Annotated in this window: 17 protein-coding genes and 1 riboswitch; of the genes, 2 read left to right on the forward strand and 15 right to left on the reverse strand. The window is 53.9% G+C overall.

Annotated features, from left to right (window positions below; genetic code table 11):
* Positions 1-15: 15 nt before the first annotated feature.
* The 15 genes from AC0YNX_RS14100 to purE form a co-directional block, all read right to left on the reverse strand.
* Positions 16-1392: an FG-GAP repeat domain-containing protein gene (locus AC0YNX_RS14100; RefSeq protein WP_475816324.1), complete on the reverse strand. Its 1377-nt coding sequence runs from the start codon at positions 1390-1392 to the stop codon at positions 16-18.
* Positions 1393-1421: 29 nt separating this feature from the next.
* Positions 1422-2330: a polysaccharide deacetylase family protein gene (locus AC0YNX_RS14105; RefSeq protein ID WP_475816325.1), complete on the reverse strand. Its 909-nt coding sequence runs from the start codon at positions 2328-2330 to the stop codon at positions 1422-1424.
* Positions 2331-2563: 233 nt separating this feature from the next.
* Positions 2564-3829 (reverse strand): phosphoribosylamine--glycine ligase, encoded by a 1266-nt coding sequence (gene purD / locus AC0YNX_RS14110; protein ID WP_475816326.1) that lies wholly within the window; start codon positions 3827-3829, stop codon positions 2564-2566.
* A 3-nt stretch (positions 3830-3832) separates the two neighbouring features.
* Positions 3833-4591, reverse strand: coding sequence for an IMP cyclohydrolase (locus AC0YNX_RS14115; protein WP_475816327.1), 759 nt, complete (start codon positions 4589-4591; stop codon positions 3833-3835).
* A gap of 15 nt (positions 4592-4606) precedes the next feature.
* Positions 4607-5788, reverse strand: coding sequence for a phosphoribosylaminoimidazolecarboxamide formyltransferase (locus AC0YNX_RS14120; RefSeq protein ID WP_475816328.1), 1182 nt, complete (start codon positions 5786-5788; stop codon positions 4607-4609).
* Between the two features lie 128 nt (positions 5789-5916).
* Positions 5917-6546 carry a phosphoribosylglycinamide formyltransferase gene (gene purN, locus AC0YNX_RS14125; protein ID WP_475816329.1) on the reverse strand — a complete coding sequence of 210 codons (630 nt, stop codon included), beginning with the start codon at positions 6544-6546 and terminating at the stop codon, positions 5917-5919.
* Positions 6546-7589 carry a phosphoribosylformylglycinamidine cyclo-ligase gene (gene purM, locus AC0YNX_RS14130; protein ID WP_475816330.1) on the reverse strand — a complete coding sequence of 348 codons (1044 nt, stop codon included), beginning with the start codon at positions 7587-7589 and terminating at the stop codon, positions 6546-6548. Before purM ends, purN begins: the two co-directional genes overlap by 1 nt.
* 308 nt (positions 7590-7897) lie before the next feature.
* Positions 7898-9376, reverse strand: coding sequence for an amidophosphoribosyltransferase (purF, locus tag AC0YNX_RS14135; RefSeq protein WP_475816331.1), 1479 nt, complete (start codon positions 9374-9376; stop codon positions 7898-7900).
* A complete protein-coding gene (gene purL / locus AC0YNX_RS14140; protein WP_475816332.1) occupies positions 9361-11604 on the reverse strand; it encodes a phosphoribosylformylglycinamidine synthase subunit PurL in 2244 nt (747 codons plus the stop codon). Before purL ends, purF begins: the two co-directional genes overlap by 16 nt.
* Positions 11582-12277 (reverse strand): phosphoribosylformylglycinamidine synthase subunit PurQ, encoded by a 696-nt coding sequence (gene purQ / locus AC0YNX_RS14145; RefSeq protein ID WP_475816333.1) that lies wholly within the window; start codon positions 12275-12277, stop codon positions 11582-11584. The genes purL and purQ overlap by 23 nt, the downstream gene beginning before the upstream one ends.
* A 3-nt stretch (positions 12278-12280) precedes the next feature.
* Positions 12281-12523 (reverse strand): phosphoribosylformylglycinamidine synthase subunit PurS, encoded by a 243-nt coding sequence (gene purS / locus AC0YNX_RS14150; RefSeq protein WP_090582867.1) that lies wholly within the window; start codon positions 12521-12523, stop codon positions 12281-12283.
* A 324-nt stretch (positions 12524-12847) separates the two neighbouring features.
* Complete coding sequence (locus AC0YNX_RS14155; RefSeq protein WP_475816334.1) at positions 12848-13738, reverse strand: phosphoribosylaminoimidazolesuccinocarboxamide synthase; 891 nt, start codon at positions 13736-13738, stop codon at positions 12848-12850.
* Between the two features lie 202 nt (positions 13739-13940).
* Positions 13941-15236 carry an adenylosuccinate lyase gene (gene purB / locus AC0YNX_RS14160; protein ID WP_475816335.1) on the reverse strand — a complete coding sequence of 432 codons (1296 nt, stop codon included), beginning with the start codon at positions 15234-15236 and terminating at the stop codon, positions 13941-13943.
* A 5-nt stretch (positions 15237-15241) separates the two neighbouring features.
* Entirely contained in the window at positions 15242-16411 is a 1170-nt protein-coding gene (gene purK / locus AC0YNX_RS14165) for a 5-(carboxyamino)imidazole ribonucleotide synthase (RefSeq protein ID WP_475816336.1), read from the reverse strand.
* Positions 16408-16893, reverse strand: coding sequence for a 5-(carboxyamino)imidazole ribonucleotide mutase (gene purE / locus AC0YNX_RS14170; protein ID WP_475816337.1), 486 nt, complete (start codon positions 16891-16893; stop codon positions 16408-16410). Before purE ends, purK begins: the two co-directional genes overlap by 4 nt.
* Positions 16894-17118: 225 nt before the next feature.
* A riboswitch (purine riboswitch) is annotated at positions 17119-17220 on the reverse strand.
* Positions 17221-17475: 255 nt separating this feature from the next.
* Here purE and AC0YNX_RS14175 point away from each other — a divergent pair.
* Both AC0YNX_RS14175 and AC0YNX_RS14180 read left to right on the forward strand, forming a co-directional pair.
* Positions 17476-18363, forward strand: coding sequence for an ABC transporter ATP-binding protein (locus AC0YNX_RS14175; RefSeq protein ID WP_475816338.1), 888 nt, complete (start codon positions 17476-17478; stop codon positions 18361-18363).
* Between the two features lie 13 nt (positions 18364-18376).
* On the forward strand, positions 18377-19174 hold the full coding sequence (locus AC0YNX_RS14180; protein WP_475816339.1) for an ABC transporter permease subunit: 798 nt from the start codon (positions 18377-18379) through the stop codon (positions 19172-19174).
* The last annotated feature ends 20 nt before the right edge of the window (positions 19175-19194 follow it).

Genomic DNA, 19194 nt, shown 5'->3' on the forward strand with positions numbered 1-19194 from the left:
TAATCGAACGTTCTTCTATGCTTCTGGCAGAAGCCTGAACAGCTCCTTCATCTCCGCTTCATCAGGCGGGAACACACCCGCATCTGCTGCCGGCTTATCAGGCCAGATTGCGATGTAGACAAGCCCGCCTTGCGAGGCAAGCTCGAGGTACCGGCTGCCGTCATCATCCAACTGATTCTTTTCTTTGCTCCAATCCGCAATCGGAATGACGCGAAGTGCCAATACTTCCTTATGCTGCCCTTTGACGGGATCGAATGCATCCAGTGCAGCATCGCTGCCGCTCCCATCCTTCAGACGGCTAAATGTATAGTTGCTCCATGTGTCCGGAATCGTGATTGCATATGTCTGATTGGGATCGACATACTGCTGGCCGACAACGGAGAAATAGCCCCTGCCGTCCCATTGCCGATACTGCTCAATCCAGAGCAGATCGCTATAGGCAACGCCTTCGGATTGCCCGGGAGCTTCACGAAGCATGGTGAGATCAAGGATACCATCGCCATTGCGATCGCCGCTCAGCTGCGTCCTTGCATTAATTTGCACTTGATCATCACCGGTCGCTCGCGGCGGATAGATTTGAACGAGCTTGCCCGCTTCCCAAGCTAGCATCGTCGTTGTCGAAGAATTTGCTCCGATGGAGGCATCTGCAATGATGCCGTAACGGTTGGCCGACACCTTGCCCAGCTCCACTTGCAAATAGTCGTTCACTGAACCATCCAGCTCAGCCGCTCCGACCTTCTGCACCTGATTGGCTGCGAATTTATAGATCCCGATGGAGGCTTGCATTTTATCCCGCTGCAGCTTTATGAGCCCTAGCTCCGGCCGACCGTCGCCCTGAGCATCGCCAATTCCCATCGTGTCATAAGGCAGCTCCGCGATCGGCTTCGGCACATTCATCTCGCCCGCATTAACAGGGACATGGTACAACGTGAGCATATGCTCCGGCTCCCCGTATTGATTCCATCCGATGAGCAGCTCCGGCTGACCATCCCCGTCAAGGTCGGCTGTGCGAAGCACATCAATTCCGTAGCTCGACGTCTCCGCGAAAATAAACCATTTGCGCCATGTCCCCTTCTCATTCCGCAGTACCATCACATGATGATTGCCGCCTTCATCGGAATAGGTGACGAAAGCTTCCTGCTGACCGTCGCCGTTGGCATCCATCTTCAGCACGGCCGTATCCGCCCCCTCCTGCATCGCGAGCGACAGCTTCGACCGTGCAGGAAGCTCGCTCTGTACAGCGGCAGCAAGCGCGGCATTACCCGGTGTTGAGCGCGGGCCTTGCAGCAGATCAGCCGGCGTCGCCGTGAACTGGCAACCGGATAATACGATGAGCACCAGCAGCCCGCTAAGGAAGAGCGCGCTTCGCCGTAAGCTGTATTTTCGTTTCATCGTCGCCTTCCTTCCTTGCGATGTTGATGCTATTTTTTCGCCTGATGATTCGCTTTAGCAGCGAGCAATTCACTTACGGTGACGAACGTGTATCCCTTGTTCTTCAGATCTTTAATAATAAGCGGCAACAGCTGAACCGTATTGTCGAGCTTGCTGCCGAATGAATGCATAAGAATAATGCCACCTGGATGCGTGTTCTTGTTCACATTCGCTCGCATCGTTGCCACAGAGCTCCCAGCCCAGTCCCTCGTATCCACCGACCAGAAGATTAGCTCGCGGTGATTTTCTTTCATAATCGTCCTGACCAGCGGCGTGACCGCCCCGTATGGCGCACGGACAATCCTCGGCACGAATCCAGTCTGCTTGTTAATAAGCAGATCCGCCTGCTTGATCTGGCTAAGAATCTGGTTGCGATCAAGCTTGCTTAAGTCTTTATGTGAATAGCTATGATTGCCTATTTCGTTGCCATCTGCTTTGATTCGCTTCATCATCGTGCCATAGCGCTTCACTTGAGTGCCGACTGTAAAGAAGGTGCCATGAATCTTGCTGGATTTGAGAATCGACAGGATAGCAGGTGTAAAATGTCCATCCGGCCCATCGTCGAACGTCAGCGCAACAAGCTTCGCTCCTTGCTTCGCCGTATAGTTCACAACCGGCTCGCTCGGTTTCTGCAGCAGAATCGGCTGTACCGGATTCATCTGCACGGGTTTCTGCTGCGTAGATGTTTTGCCCGGCTTCGCTGGCGTTGCCGTTGCCGTTGCGAGAACAACCCCGCCGTCATGCTTTCCTCCACCATTCGCTGTGACTACACCGTCTGTCGGCGTTTCGCCGGAAGTCAGCGGCTCATTCACATCAATGATGGACGCATGATTCATTGAATGCGCCTTATCGCCGCAGCCGGTCGTCAGCGCTCCTATCATCAGGGTTGCCACAATCATTGCGGCTATTCTATTTGGCCTTTCCAATCGAATCGGTAACCGCATGCTTATCCCCTCGCAATCCACTAACTCTATGATTCTACTATACCCTATCTTAATAGAATTGAGTTCGATATGTAGTTACAAAGAGGTAACACACGGTTGGAAAAGCTAGCCACGTTGCAGGTTAGAAGGCTCAGCAGCACACAAAAAACCGCAGCCTGTTAGGGCTGCGGTTCTATGTTTCTACCAGATTATCGCAAAGCTTTCGCAGCGATATCCGTACGGCTGTGCATGCCGTCAAAATGAATAGCGCTCACTGCTTCGTACGCCTTGGCACGCGCTTCCGCAATATCGCGGCCGCGGCCGACGATGCCGAGCACTCGTCCGCCATTCGTGACGACATTGCCGTCAGCAAGCGCTGTACCCGCGTGGAACACGAGCGCGCCTTGCGCTTTCGCAGCCTCGAGGCCCGTGATAACACGGCCTTTCGGATACGATGCCGGATAGCCTTCGGATGCGGCGATGACGCATACCGCCGCTTCGTCGCTCCACTCGATCTGAAGCTGATCGAGTCTTCCGTTCATCGAAGCGAGAATGATATCGAGCAGATCGGTGTTCAGGCGCGGGAGCACGACTTGCGTCTCCGGATCGCCCATACGCGCGTTGAACTCGATCGTTTTGACACCAGCTTTGGTAATCATCAGACCTGCGAAGAGCACGCCGCGGAACGGGCGGCCTTCACTGACCATCGCACGCGCGGTCGGCTTGATGATATTCTCAATCGCGTCCTCGACAAGCGCAGGATCGATATGCGGCAGCGGGGAATACGTTCCCATACCGCCTGTGTTCGGACCTTTGTCATTGTCGAAGACCGGCTTATGGTCTTGTGCCGGAACCATTGCGCGAACCGTCTCGCCATCAACGAAAGCAAGGATCGACATCTCTTGGCCTTCGAGGAATTCCTCGATGACAACGCGTCCGCCGGACTCGCCGAACACTTTGCCAACCATCATGCCGTGCAGCGCTTCTTCTGCTTCTTCCAGCGAATAAGCAACCGTAACGCCTTTGCCAGCCGCGAGGCCGTCTGCTTTTACAACAACGGGAATCTCTTGCTGGCGCAAGTAAGTGAGTGCCGTCTCGTAGTCGGTGAACGTCTCGTACTTGGCTGTCGGGATATTGTACTTCTTGAGCAGATCCTTCATGAAGATCTTGCTGCCCTCAATCTCAGCCGCATTCTTCCGTGGTCCGTAGATCGGAATGTTGCGAGCTTCGAACGCATCGACGATGCCATCCGCAAGCGGATCGTCCGGCCCTACGACAACAAGATCAACTTCGTTGTCGCAAGCGAACTGGATGAGCTCGTCGAACCGATTAACCGGAATCGGCGCGCATTCTGCCAGCTCCGCAATGCCAGCGTTGCCAGGTGCACAGAAGATTTTGCTTACTTTGTCGCTCTTGTTCAGCGCCCAGACGATCGCATGCTCACGTCCGCCGCCGCCGATAACCATAATCCGCATCGGTCAAGCGCCTCCTTCAGCCGGACGGTTCACAACCGTCAGCATCGTCTCGCCATTCTTAACGTTGATCGTCTTAACGAGCAGCGAGATTTTGTTTTCGGCGTCTAGCAATTCCCAGTAGAAACGAGCCGTCTCCTGCGCGTCGTCGAACAGCGGAGCCACTTGCGGCTCGCCGGCGAACGAAGGCAGCGGATTGCCATCGCCCACATAAGTGGAGATGAAGTGGCCGTAACCCGCAATCGCTTGCTCGTAGTGGAAATATTGGCGTTTTGTCTGCGATTCGTCGTTCTCGTTCGACTTCAGAATCGACAGCTTGTACGCGTTCTGCGCATCGTTCAGATCAACGATACCCGAGATACGCGGCGTGAAGTTCGGCGGGTCCGGCTCGTACGTACGCGTTGCAAGCGCCCCTTCGAACGTACCGCCAGATTTAATCGCTTCCCAGATTGTATCCGTCTGGTCACCGTTCGTTACAATATGCGCGCTGCCTTCGTGGCGAAGCGGATAATAAATGATCAGCGATGGGTCTGTCAGCTTCGCAGGATCAGCTGCTTCCGTACGAAGGAAGCCGTTCTTCTCCGGAATGAACACGCGGTTGCGGCTGTTCTCGCTGCGTCCCATAATCCAATACACTTGCACGAAACGCGTCGCATCCGGCGTCAAGCCGATTACGATGCCGCGCCCCGGATAGCTATTCTCTTGCAAACGTTGAACGGTCGCATCCGCCAGCGTTTTCCATTTTGTCGTCGTGTTCGTGGACATCCTCGTCGCCTCCTATCAGTGATGAAACAGGCGTACGCCCGAGTAAACCATGACCATACCGTAATCGTTCGCTGCTTGCACGACCTCTTCGTCACGAAGCGAGCTGCCTGCTTGAATGACGTATTTCACGCCGCTGCGGCTAGCACGATCGAGATTGTCGCGGAACGGCAGGAACGCGTCGGAGCCGTAAGAAACGCCTTGCAGACCGCTCAGCCATTCGCGCTTCTGCTCACGCGTCAAACGCGCAGGCACTTCTTCGAAGCAGCGCTCCCAAGCTTCTTGTTCAAACGGCGTTACTTCATCTTCAAGCCACAGGTCGATCGCGTTGTTCTGCTCTGCGCGCGACACGCCTTCGCGGAACTTCATGTTCAGCGCAGCTGGGTGCTGGCGGAGATACCAACGGTCTGCCTTGTCGCCGGCAAGACGCGTGCAGTGAATACGCGATTGTTGGCCTGCGCCGATGCCGATTGTTTGGCCGTCAAGCGTGTAGCAGATCGAGTTGGATTGCGTATATTTCAGCGTAACGAGTGCAACGAGCATGTCGCGCTTCGCGTTGTCCGTCACTTCCTTGTTAGCCGTAACGACTTTGTCGAACACCGAAGCGTCCGGAACAGAGCTGTTGCGCTCTTGCTGCATCTTCATGCCAAACAGCGTGCGCGTCTCGACTGGATCCGCCACATAGTCCGCATCGATCTGCAGGATCAGGTACTTGCCGCCCTTCTTCTGCTTCAGAATGTCGAGTGCTTCCGGCGTATAGCCCGGCGCTACGACGAGGTCGGATACTTCGCGCTTAAGCAGCTGCGCCGTCGAAGCGTCAACGATGTCGCTGAGTGCAGCAGCGTCGCCGAACGAAGACATGCGGTCTGCGCCGCGAGCGCGTGCATAGGCAGTTGCCAGCTCCGACAGCTCCATGCCGTCAACGAAGTATGCCTTCGCCAGCTCTGGCGAGATCGGCGCGTATACAGCTACGCCTGCTGGGCTTACGTGCTTGAACGATGCTGCTGCCGGAAGTCCTGTCGCTTGGCGCAGCTCGCGCACAAGCTGGTACGCGTTCAGCGCGTCGAGCAAGTTGATGAAGCCTGGGTCGCCGTTAACGACAGTTAGCGGAAGCGCTTTGCCGTCCGCGGAGTAAATCTTCGCTTCCTTCTGGTGAGGGTTCATACCGTATCGCAAAGCAATTTCTTTAATATCGCTCATAAATTCGTTCTTCGTCCTTTCTCGTATCCCGTCTTCGGATGGCCCTACCCTGGTCGCGAACTCTGTTCGCCCTGGTCGTGAGCTACGCTCACTGCTCGGGCACGCGTCCAGCTGCTCGGGTATGCATCCTAATCGCTGCTTCGTACCGTAACCTTGCGTCCGTCCAGCACAACGCGTCCTTCAGCAATTCGGCGGACCGCAAGCGGCAGCAGCTCGTGCTCCACCGCATGGATTCGCTCAGCTAGCGTTTCTTCCGTATCGTCATCAAGGATTTCAATCGCCTGCTGCATGATGACCGGCCCCGTGTCCATGCCGCCATCGACAAAATGGACCGTTGCCCCCGTCAGCTTAACGCCGTATTCCAGCGCTTGACGAATGCCCCGCACGCCCGGAAATGCGGGCAACAGCGCTGGATGCACATTGATGATGCGCCCATAGTAGGGCTTCACGAGCACATCGGTAATAATCCGCATGTACCCGGCAAGCACGATCAAATCAATACCTTCCCGCCGCAGAAGGCCGACAATCTCTTCTTCGCAAGCTTCACGCGAAGCATACGACTTCGGGTCGAAAAGATATGTCTTGACGCGCAGCGCCTCAGCGCGCTGCACGACCTTAGCCGCCGGCTTGTCGCACACGAGCAGCGCGATCTCCGCGGGGAATGCTTCCTCGCGGACCGCTTCTGCTAGCGCCTGAAAATTGCCTCCGTTGCCGGAAGCAAATACAGCAATGCGCAGCGGCGAGTTCCCGTCCGTCATTACAGCTCGGCGCCTCCGAACGTGACGACCTTGCTTCCCGAAGTCACTTTGCCGATGATGTACGCATCTTCGCCAAGCTCCTTAGCTGTGCGAAGCGCTTCTTCGGCTTGCTCAGCGCCAACAACGACAATCATGCCAACGCCCATGTTGAACGTTGTGAACATGTCGCGGTCAGAGATATTGCCTTTTGCCTGCATCAGCTTGAAGATAGGCTGAATTGGCCACGAGCCCATCTCGATGTCCACATTCACGCCTTCCGGAAGCACGCGCGGAATGTTCTCGATGAAGCCGCCGCCCGTAATGTGCGCCATGCCTTTCACCGTTACGCGGTTGATAAGCTCGAGCACCGATTTCACATAGATGCGAGTCGGTTCAATGACTACATCGCCAAGCTTCTTGCCTTCAAGCTCAGCCAGTGTATCGTTCAGGCTGTAGCCAGCTTGATCAAGCAGCAAACGGCGAACGAGCGAGAAGCCGTTGCTGTGAATGCCGCTCGATGCGAGACCAAGCACCACGTCACCCGGCTGGATGCTCTTGCCGTCGATGATTTTCTTCTTATCTACGATACCGACCGTGAAGCCGGCAATGTCGTACTCATCGCCTTGGTACATGCCAGGCATCTCAGCCGTTTCGCCGCCGATCAATGCGCAACCGGACTGCAAGCAGCCGTCGGAGATCCCTTTGATAATCGCTTCAATCTTCTCAGGCTCGACCTTCGCACATGCGAGGTAGTCAAGGAAGAAGAGCGGCTCTGCGCCTTGAACAACGATATCGTTTACGCACATGGCAACTGCGTCGATACCAATCGTATCGTGTTTATCCATAGCAAAAGCGATCTTCAGCTTTGTGCCTACACCGTCAGTACCCGAAACAAGCACCGGCTCCTCATACTTGTCTTTGTTCAGACCGAACAGCGCACCGAAACCGCCAAGATCCGTCAGCACTTCCGGACGGAACGTCTTCTTCACGTGCTTCTTCATCCGTTCGACTGCTTCATTACCCGCCGCAATATCGACGCCGGCTTGTTTATAAGCTTCTGACACGATAGTCACTCCTTAAAATGTTTTGCAAGGTCCCGCCTTGCCTGTTGCCTTTATCCTGCCAACTGTCACACGAATGACAGTTGGATAATTGCTCTCTCACCTCAGATGATGGTGAAGGCCGGAGGCCGATATGGAGTCGAAGCAACGCAGTGGTGCTTAGGCGAAATGATATGCGTGGTCTAACCTACGCAAATCATTTGCGCCTTTGTAGATGGGTTTCTACCGCTAAATGTTTAATACAATCAGAAGAAACCCAATCTACAACAGCGAGCGTAGACCCATATCGGCTGTAGGCCGAACGCACTCACCTAACAGCTACAGCTTTTCTCCGAAGTCGGATCAACCGGCGTCGGATAATCATTATCGAAGCACGCGAGGCACATGCCGCGGTTAAACTCACCATCGTTACCGCCAACGGATTCGATGAATCCATCATGGCTCAGGAAGTGCAGCGAATCCGCGTTAATTGTCGTGCGGATCTCTTCCACTGTCTTCTGCGAAGCGATCAATTCCTTGCGATCCGGCGTGTCGATGCCGTAGTAGCAAGGGTTCTTGAACGGAGGCGAAGTGATGCACACATGCACCTCAGTCGCGCCCGCTTCGCGAAGCAGGTTCACGATGCGAAGGCTTGTCGTACCGCGCACGATCGAGTCATCGATCATGACAACGCGTTTGCCTTCAACGACTTTGCGTACAGCGGACAGCTTCATCTTCACGCCCTTCTCACGAAGCTCCTGCGAAGGCTGGATGAACGTCCGACCGGTGTACTTGTTCTTGATCAGGCCGAGCTCGTACGGGATACCCGTCTGCTCCGCGTAACCGATCGCCGCCGAAATCGACGAATCCGGCACCCCTGTTACAATGTCCGCATCAATGAACGCTTCAAGCGCCAGGCGCTGACCCATTCTTTTGCGAGCCGAGTGCAGGTTAATGCCGTTGATATCGCTATCCGGGCGGGCAAAATAGATATATTCCATCGCGCAAGTCGCGCGGCGCTCCAGCTTGTCGAACCGATCTAGACGGAGTCCGTCACGATCAAGCACCAACATTTCGCCAGGCTGTACATCACGCTCGTACTCAGCGCCGCAAGTCTCCAGCGCGCAAGTTTCCGAAGCGAACACGTATCCGCCAGCTAGTCTGCCCATGACGAGCGGACGCAAGCCGTTCGGGTCTGATGCGACAACGAGCTTGTCGTTGGTCATAAGCAGGAATGCAAAGCCGCCAATGAGGCGCTGCAGCGCGTCTTTTGCCGCACTGACAAAATCTTTGCTTGAGCGCGCGATCAAGTGAGCAATAACTTCCGTGTCGCTCGACGTTTGGAAGATCGAGCCTTGGCTCTCAAGCTCCTTGCGAATCGATGGCGCGTTCACGATATTGCCGTTCGTGGCTACTGCGAGATCGCCATCGCGATATTTGAAGATAAGCGGCTGCGCATTCGCGAGCTTGCTCTCGCCTGCAGTCGAGTAACGAACGTGACCGATCACACGGTCTCCAGGAAGTCCCTCCAGCTTCTGCTGGTCGAACACTTCCTTGACAAGACCCATGTTGCGGTAATGCGTGAACTTGCCGGTAGCGGAATCAACCGCCGCCATTCCCGCGCTCTCTTCACCGCGATGCTGGAGCGCATGCAGGCCGTAGTAGCCAAGCGAGCACGCATCCGGGATGCCGAACACCCCGAATACGCCGCACTCCTCACGCAATTTATCAAAAATATCGTCCCGGCCAATGCCTTCGTTATAGTGATCGCCTGTCCACAGCTTCGGCAGCTGTTTTATTTCATCAGACATGGGATCGCATCCTTCCAAACCTTCTCCAGTTCTGCAATGCTAGCGTTAATGCCCGGCTTGCCGTTAACCGAAGCAACAACTCCGTTACCGCGAACCGTACCGATTGCGGCATTCGGAACGCCTTGTTCTGTCAAGTATTGTTGAAGAGCAGCTGCTTGCTCCGGCTTCGCCGAAAGCAGGATACGGGATTGCGATTCGCTGAACAGGGCTGCATCTGCGCGCAGGCTTGTTTCAACATTCACTTCAGCGCCAAGCTTGCCGCTGATTGCCGATTCCGCAATTGCTACTGCCAGACCGCCTTCGGACAAGTCATGCGCCGAAGCGACATAACCTTCACGAATCGCGCCAAGCACGCCGTCAAGAAGCTTCTTCTCTGTTGCCAGGTCGATTTGCGGAGGACGTCCTTCGCTCTTGCCGTGCAGCACATATTGCAACTCGCTGCCGCCAAACTCATGCTTCGTTTCGCCCGCGAGGATGATAACATCGCCCTCAGCTTTGAAGCCTTGTGTCGTAATATGATCAACGTCGTGCACGAGACCAACCATGCCGATAACCGGCGTCGGGTAGATCGCGCCTTTCGCATTCTCGTTGTACAAGCTGACGTTACCGCCGATAACCGGTGTCTCGAGCGTACGGCAAGCTTCGGAAATACCGTCTGCCGCTTTCTCGATTTGCCAGAACACTTCCGGTTTCTCCGGGTTACCGAAATTCAGGTTGTCCGTAATAGCAAGTGGCTCAGCACCGGAGCAAACGATGTTACGCGCAGCTTCAGCAACCGCAATACGTCCGCCAACCTCTGGATCGAGGTACACGTAACGGCCGTTACAGTCTGTTGTCATTGCAAGCGCCTTGCGTGTTCCGCGAATCGTTACAACCGCAGCATCGGAGCCCGGTTGAACCGCTGTGCTCGTACGAACCATGTAATCGTATTGGTTGTAAACCCACTCTTTGCTCGCTACTGTCGGCGAAGCAAGAACTTGCTTAAGCGCACCAGTCAGGTCTGTCACTTCTGGATAAGCTGCTGTATCAATGGCACCGTTAGCCGCGTAGTAAGCTGGCTCAGCGGATGGTTTGTCATACATCGGGCACTCGTCTACGAGCGCTTTAACCGGCATGTTCGCCACTTCTTCGCCTTGATGGAACAGGCGCAGGCGGCCGTCGTCCGTCACTTTACCCACCTTCACACAGATAATGCCCCAACGGTCAAAAATCTCTTGCGCTTGCGCTTCATGCTGCGGTTCAACGACGAACAACATGCGCTCTTGCGACTCAGACAGCATCATTTCGTAAGGCGTCATGCCTTCTTCACGCTGCGGTACTTCGTCGAGGTACAGCTCAAGGCCGTTACCTGCTTTGGACGCCATCTCTGCACTGGAGCAAGTAAGACCTGCTGCGCCCATATCTTGAATACCGACAACGATGCCGGAATTGATCAGTTCAAGCGTTGCTTCCATAACGAGCTTCTCCATGAACGGATCGCCCACTTGTACCGCTGTACGCTTCTCTTCGGATTCTTCGGACAGCTCAACCGAAGCGAAAGTCGCACCATGAATACCGTCACGGCCAGTTGCTGGACCAACGTAGAACACTGGGTTGCCTACACCTTTTGCAACGCCGCGTTGGATCTTATCATGGTCGATCAGACCGACGCACATTGCGTTAACAAGCGGATTGCCTTCGTAGCTCTCATCGAACATGACTTCGCCCGCTACCGTCGGGATACCGATACAGTTACCGTAGCCCGCGATACCGCTAACTACGTTCTCGAACAGATATTTCACACGTGCATTATCGAGGTTGCCGAAACGCAAGCTGTTCAGCAAGGCTACCGGACGAGCGCCCATCGAGAAAATGTCACGGATAATGCCGCCTACGCCCGTCGCTGCGCCTTGGTATGGCTCAACCGCGGATGGATGGTTATGCGATTCGATCTTGAACACGACCGCTTGGTTATCGCCGATGTCAACAATACCCGCGCCTTCGCCTGGTCCCATCAGAACTTTCGGTCCAGTGATCGGGAACTTCTTCAGGATCTTCTTCGAGTTCTTGTAGGAGCAGTGCTCCGACCACATGACGCTGAACACGCCGATCTCTGTATAGTTCGGCTTACGGCCTAGAAAACCGCATACGAGCTCATATTCATAATCTGTAACGCCGAACTGCGTATAGATGCGCTGATCCGCGATTTGTTCTGCTGTTGGCTCCTTAGCCGTTAACTGCTGCGCCATGTTGTTCCCTCCATGCATTCAAAATCGATGTAAACATCCGTTTGCCGTCTGCCGAGCCGAGCAGCTGATCTACAGCGCGCTCTGGATGCGGCATCATGCCGACAACGTTGCCGCGCTCGTTGCAGATGCCTGCAATGTTCTCAATCGAGCCGTTCGGATTCGTATCTCCCGCATAGCGGAACACGATTTGGTTGTTTGTTTTGAGCTGCGCGAGCGTTTCTTCGTCGCAGTAGTAGTTGCCTTCGCCGTGAGCGATTGGAATATCGATGATTTCACCAGCGTTGTACTCGCTTGTGAAAGCAGATGTATTGTTAACGACCTCAAGCTGCGTCTGAGCGCAGATGAACTTCATGCCGTTGTTGCGGCGAAGTGCGCCAGGCAGCAGGCCTGCTTCAGTCAAGATTTGGAATCCGTTGCAGATACCGAGAATGAACTTGCCTTGCTCGGCTGCTTTGACTACTTCACTCATAACTGGGGCAAAACGAGCGATAGCGCCGCAGCGCAGGTAGTCGCCATAAGAGAAGCCGCCAGGAACGAGAATCGCATCGTAAGCGGACAAGTCTGTCGCTGTGTGCCATACGTAGTCAACGGATTGGCCGATTGTATCTTCTACTGCTTTGTAGCAGTCAATATCACAGTTGGAGCCTGGAAAAACGAGTACCGCGAACTTCATCGGTTAACCCTCCAATTCAAAACGGTAGTCTTCAATAACCGTGTTCGCCAGCAGCTTCTCGCACATTGCTGTCAGACGCGCTTCTGCTTCCGTACGATCCGATGTGCTCAGGTTGAGCTCCAGAAACTTGCCGATACGAACTTTGCCGACTTCATCGAAGCCCATGGAATGCAGTGCACCTTGTACTGCGCTGCCTTGCGGGTCAAGCACGTTCTGTTTGATTGTTACGTAGACTTTAGCCTTCATTGGGGGGGTCGCCTCCTGCGAATGTTTGTTTTTTTTGGATGGGAGTGTTCCGCAGAACGTGGATTTATCGGACTCCGTCGCTGTTGAACTTTGGGAAACTCGAACAATTATCCTGCGGATGTTTCCCAAGTTCAAAGGCGAACGCTTGCGCTCTCCGCCCTCGATAAACCACTTTTCTGCTCCACCCATCCTGGGTGAAAACCAAAACATAGTGCATGATGCTCTTTGGGGAGCATCCGGGCACCGCTTGTGGGGTGGCTTCCGCCACCTTCACTGCGCGAGCCCTTTATGTGGTGCGAGCCATCTTTGCTTGGCCCGCGTGATTTATACCAAGTCTTCGCCTGTTAGAGCCTTATAGATCGCCAGGTAACGGTTCGTTGTTTCATCTACGACCGATTGAGGCAATGGAGCCGGTTTGCTGTCGCGGTCCCAGTCGGAGCCGAGAAGGTATGTGCGGACCGGTTCTTTGTCCATGCTGTCAATCTCGATGTCAAACGCGTATTTGTCTTTCGCCCAGAAACGCGAGGAGTCTGGAGTGAAGATTTCGTCGATCAGAATGACTTTGCCATCGATAAGTCCGAACTCGAATTTGCAATCCGCAAGGATAATGCCGCGCTCTTCGCAGCGTGCCCGAGCGAATTCGTAGAGCGCAATGCTCTTGTCGCGAAGCTCTTCAGCCAGCTCTGCGCCGACCATTTCTTGCATCCGTTCAAAAGGAATATCTTCATCATGACCAACATCGTTCTTCGCTGCCGGCGTGAAGATTGGCTTCTCGAAGCGCTCGTTCTTGCGAAGGCCTTCAGGAAGCTCGATGCCGTTAATTGCCGAAGTTTTCGTATATTGTCTCCAGCCGCCGCCTGTGATATAGCCGCGAACGACACATTCAATATCAATTCGCTCGGCTTTCTTCGAAACCATGATGCGATTCTTCAGCAGCTCCGGCTCTGTAACGAGGTCGCCAAGCTTGTACACGTCGGTGTGCACAATATGATTCGGCATCATCTCAGCCGTTTGCTCAAACCAGAACGCCGACAACCGGTTCAGCACGTTCCCCTTCTCCGGCACCGCCGGGTCCAGCACATAATCGAACGCGCTAATGCGGTCAGTAACGACGATCAAATAATGCTCGCCAAGATCGTACAGCTCACGCACTTTGCCTTTATACAGCAGCGGCGCTTTCACAATCTCCACAGCCGTGGACAACGCTTGTGTCATTCCTGTCCCTCTCCTTTAGGCTTGGTATTGATGTTCTGTTGTTAAGGTTGAGTGACGGAGCAGGCATGAACAGTCCGAAGAAGCGTTAGCGCTCGCCTTTGTACCCGAGTTTCCACCTATAATCACTTATAGTTGAAAAGAAACTCAGGGTACAACAGCGATCGTAGGACGTTCATGCATGCGCAGTCATGCCCTTCAGCCTTTAGATCAATTCAAGCCGTCTGAAAATTGTATCCACGTGCTTCAGATGCCAAGCCGGATTAAACGCATCTGCGATTTCCTCAGCCGACAGATGAGCCGTAATTTCCGGCGTCGCTTCGATAATGTCGCGGAATTGGCGCTGCTCTTCCCAAGCTTGCATGGCGCGCGGCTGTACAGTGTCGTACGCTTGCTCGCGGCTTAGACCTTTATCGATCAGCTTCGTCATGACGCGGCCGGAGAACGGCACGCCGAACGTGCGCTGCATATTGCGTTTCATGTTCTCAGGGAACACTTGCAGATTCTTGATGATATTGCCGAGACGGTTCAACATGTAGTTGAGCAGCATCGTCGAATCTGGCAGGATAACGCGCTCAGCCGACGAGTGGCTGATGTCGCGCTCATGCCACAGCGTTACGTTCTCGTATGCTGTCAGCATATGACCGCGGATTACGCGGGACAGGCCGGAGATATTCTCGCAGCCGATCGGGTTGCGCTTGTGCGGCATAGCCGAGGAACCCTTTTGACCCTTCGCGAACGGCTCTTCCACTTCACGGAATTCGCTCTTCTGCAAAGCGCGAATCTCTGTTGCGAACTTATCGAGCGATGTTGCGATGAGTGCTAGTGTACCAACATACTCAGCATGACGATCACGCTGCAGCGTCTGTGTCGAGATTGGAGCTGGCGAAATGCCGAGCTTCTTGCAAGTAAACTCCTCAACGAAAGGATCGATGTTCGCGTATGTGCCAACAGCGCCGGAGATTTTACCGAATTGAACGCCGTTCGCCGCATGGCGGAAACGCTCCAGGTTACGCTTCATTTCCTCGTACCACAGAGCAAGCTTCAGACCGAACGTCGTTGGCTCCGCATGAACGCCGTGTGTACGACCCATCATCGCTGTGTCCTTATATACAACCGCTTGGCCGCGAAGGATCTCGATGAAGTTCGTAATATCCTTCTCAAGAATCTCGTTCGCTTGGAGAAGCAGATATCCCATCGCTGTGTCTACTACGTCGGTAGATGTCAGGCCGTAATGTACCCATTTACGCTCAGGACCGACTGTCTCGGACACCGCGCGCGTAAACGCGATAACGTCGTGGCGAGTTTCCAGCTCGATCTCATTGATGCGGTCGATGCTGAAAGTTGCTTTCTCGCGAAGCGCCTCAACATCCTCACGCGGGATAATACCAAGCTCTACCCAAGCCTCGCACGCGCAAAGCTCAACCTCGAGCCATGCCTTGAATTTGTTCTCTTCCGTCCAAATTGCTCTCATTTCCGGTCTGCTGTAACGATCTAACATGTACTTTAAACCCTCCAAATGTTAGTTTCGGAAATCCACTCAAGCGCATGATCGACATTCTCAGCAAGCACGTTGACATGGCCCATTTTCCGTTTATGTTTGGCTTCATGTTTCCCATATAAATGAATTTTAGGCGCGACGCCGAGACGATCTGCGTTAGCATCCGGCTTCGCCACAAGATCAAGCAGCGGCTCAACATGCTCGCCGAGCACATTCACCATGACAACCGGCGTCAAGAGCGCCGTGTCGCCTAGAGGCAAGCCGCATACTGCGCGCACATGCTGCTCGAACTGCGACGTCCGGCACGCCTCCATCGTGTAATGGCCGCTGTTATGAGGACGCGGAGCAAGCTCGTTCACGAGCAGCTCGCCATCCTCCGTCAAGAACAGTTCCACCGCGATCAAGCCGACGGCGCCAAGCCCTTCAGCGATGCGAGCCGCAAGCCGTTCCGCTTCGCGCTGCAGCGCTTCGTCTATCCGTGCAGGCACAATCGATAGATGCAAAATATTATCGACATGAATATTCTCCGCTGCCGGGAACGTGCGAATCTCGCCTTGCGTGCTTCTCGCCGCAATGACGGACAGCTCCTTGCTGAAGCGGATGAACTGCTCCAGCACCAGATCCGTTCCGGCGCGATTCAATGTCTCGAACGCTTCCTCAATCTCGTCCGCGCTGCGGATGACCCACTGGCCTTTGCCATCGTAGCCGCCAGTTGCCGTCTTCAGCACGCACGGCAGTCCGAACCGTCCTACCGCTTCGCGAAGCTCGTCCGCGCTGCGCACCTCTGCGTAAGGCGCGACCTTCACGCCTGCGGCTTCGATCGCGCGCTTCTCGCGCAGCCGATGCTGCGTCGTATAGAGCAGCTCGCTGCCTTGCGGCACGTACGATTCTTCCATTAGCATCGCCGCAACGCCTGCGTCGACGTTCTCGAACTCGTACGTGATGACGTCAGCACGCTGCGCCAGCTCCCGAGCCGCTTCGCGATCGTCGTAAGCCGCAACAATCTGCTGTGCGACTTGCCCGGTTGGCGCATCGTGCGTCGGATCAAGCGCGATGAACCGGTAGCCCATCGCGCTGCCCGCATTCGCCATCATTCGGCCGAGCTGACCGCCGCCTAAGATGCCGACTGTTGAGCCAGGGAGAATCACTCGCCCTTTGCCTGCCGCACCACTCATAGCGTCTCACTGCTTTCCAGCACTTCGCGTTGAATGCGGTCGCGGCGCGCTTGCACGCGTACTTGCACATCCGGGTTGAATGCTCCAATCATCTGCGCTGCAAGCAAGCCTGCGTTCGTTCCGCCCGCATTGCCGATCGCAACCGTCGCAACCGGAATGCCGCCTGGCATCTGAACGATCGACAACAGTGAATCCAGTCCGTTCAAATTCGAGGACTTCACAGGAACGCCAATAACCGGCAGAATCGTCTTCGCAGCGACCATGCCGGGCAGATGTGCAGCGCCGCCTGCTCCCGCAATAATCACTTTCAAGCCGCGGGCTGCGGCAGTCTCTGCGTATTCGAACATCAGATCAGGTGTCCGGTGAGCCGAGACAACCTTCTTCTCGTAAGGGATTTGCAATTCATCCAGAACGTCGCAGGCCAGTTTCATTGTTTCCCAATCCGACTTGCTGCCCATGATGACGCCCACTTCAACTGACATTTGCCAATGACCACCTTTGCTATAGAAGAAATATGATTCTCGCACACAACCAAGCTGCCTTTATAAAAAAAGTCCCTAAGCATCTCTTCCGATATCGGAAGGCTTCGGGACTTCAAGACCATAGCGGAAAGCAGCCTCTCTCCCGGCACCGAATATTTACAACTAAATATTGGCAAACACGGCAGTAAGACAACATCAGGCTGCCCCATAATAGCGGCAACCTGTTTCTTTCCAGCGTAGGCTCGTAGTCCGAAAATTAAGGTTCTCGGGTAGATACTCTCGGGCCATAATTCCCAAGTATATACGAGTTGGTATGGATTTTTTTATCGCATTAACTATTAGTAGTTTAACAATCCTCACGCCAAATGTCAACGCAAAAACACGAACATTAAGTTATATTTGACTTGTAAAGTTCGTATTTTGACACTTTTTATAACCTAATCCCTATCGGAATTAACGAAAGCTTCAAACTTGTTCCTCCATAGCAAAACTGACTATTGACTCGTTAGTCAACCGGGATTACAATCACATTGACTCATTAGTCAATTCATATCTTTAACCCTCTAAAGGAGGTTTTCCTGCGTGAAGCAACCCATCTTGGACATTAGGCAGCTAACCAAAACCTATGGCAAAAGCCGCGGTATCTCGAACATCAACTTCTCGATCGAAGAAGGGGAAGTATTCGGCTTCATCGGACCGAACGGCGCGGGCAAGAGCACGACGATCCGCACATTGCTTAACTTTATCTTCCCGACTTCCGGAAGCGCGACGATCTTCGGCAAAGACATCGTGAAGCAAGCGAAGGCAATCAGGCAGCAGATCGGCTATCTGCCATCGGAAATTTTCTACTACGACGACATGAAGGTCATCGACCTGCTTCGATACTCGGCATCCTTCCATCGCTATACGAACCTGGGCCGGATTCATGAGCTGGCTGAGCGGCTAGATCTGGACACCTCCCGCAAGATCGAAGACCTCTCCTTCGGCAACCGCAAGAAAGTCGGCATCGTTCAAGCGCTGCTGCACGAACCGAAGCTGCTCATTCTTGATGAACCGACAGGCGGACTGGATCCGCTGATGCAGAACATTTTCTTCGAGCTGCTGAAGGAAGAGCGGAGCAAAGGAACAACGATCTTCTTCTCCTCCCACATACTGAGCGAGGTACAGAAGCTGTGCGACCGCGTTGCGATTATTAAGGAAGGCGCGCTCATTAAAGTCGAATCCGTTGAGAATTTGCTCAAAAACAACCTGAAGAACGTGACTCTAACTGCAGCCGATCCAGCCGCAATTGACCTATCTGCATTAAGTGGAGTAATCAAGCATGAAACAGCTGGCACGCACCTGAAGCTGCTGTACGGCGGCAATATGAAGAAGCTGGTCACAGCGCTCGCGGATGCGCCATTTTCCGATATTCTGATTGAAGAACCGTCGCTTGAAGAGATTTTCATTCATTATTATGAGAAAGAATAAGGGGTTGTTGCCTATGCTGTTTAGAAGAGAATTCAAACGCAATCTGCGGAGTCTGATAATCTGGAGCATGATAATGGCCGCGATTATTTTGTTATATCTGAGCATATTCCCCGAGATGGCGAAGCAGCAGCACAGCCTCGACGAGATGATGAGCTCCATGCCTGAGGGAATGAAGAAAGCATTCGGGATGGATCGGCTCACGCTGGGCACCGCGCTCGGCTTCTACGGGATCGAGATCCATCTCATGACGACGCTGCTCGGCAGTATTTATGCCGCCATGCTTGCCTCTAATATCGTCGCGAAGGAGCAAGGCGAGAAGACGATTGAATTTCTGCTCGCAAAGCCGTTCACCAGACAGCAGATCATAACGGAGAAGTGGGCTGCCGTCTTCACGAACGTTATGCTTTTCAACATCGTCATTATTGCCGCAAGCGTCATCGGATTCCAATTCACGAAGGATGCGGATATCTCTTACTCCACCTTTTTCTTATTGGAATCAGCCGTTGTTCTCATGCATCTGACATTCGCAAGCATTGCTTTTCTCATCTCCGCTCTCGTCAAACGGACACGAACTGTCGTGTCGATGTCGCTCGGCCTTGTGTTTATTATGTACTTCTTCAGCATTATCGCCGGCGTCTCGAACACCTTCAGCTTCCTGAAATATGTCAGTCCCTTTAAGTATGCCGAAGCTGCCGCGATAATAACCGAACGTTACTTCGATCCTCAATATATCGCCATTATGGCCGTTGTCATCGTTGGTTGCGTATTGGCCGCGCACTGGTATTATAGTAGAAAAGACATTACGGTCTAGCCAGTAGGAGCTTAAAGGAG

This window comes from Paenibacillus sp. J31R98, assembly GCF_056269245.1.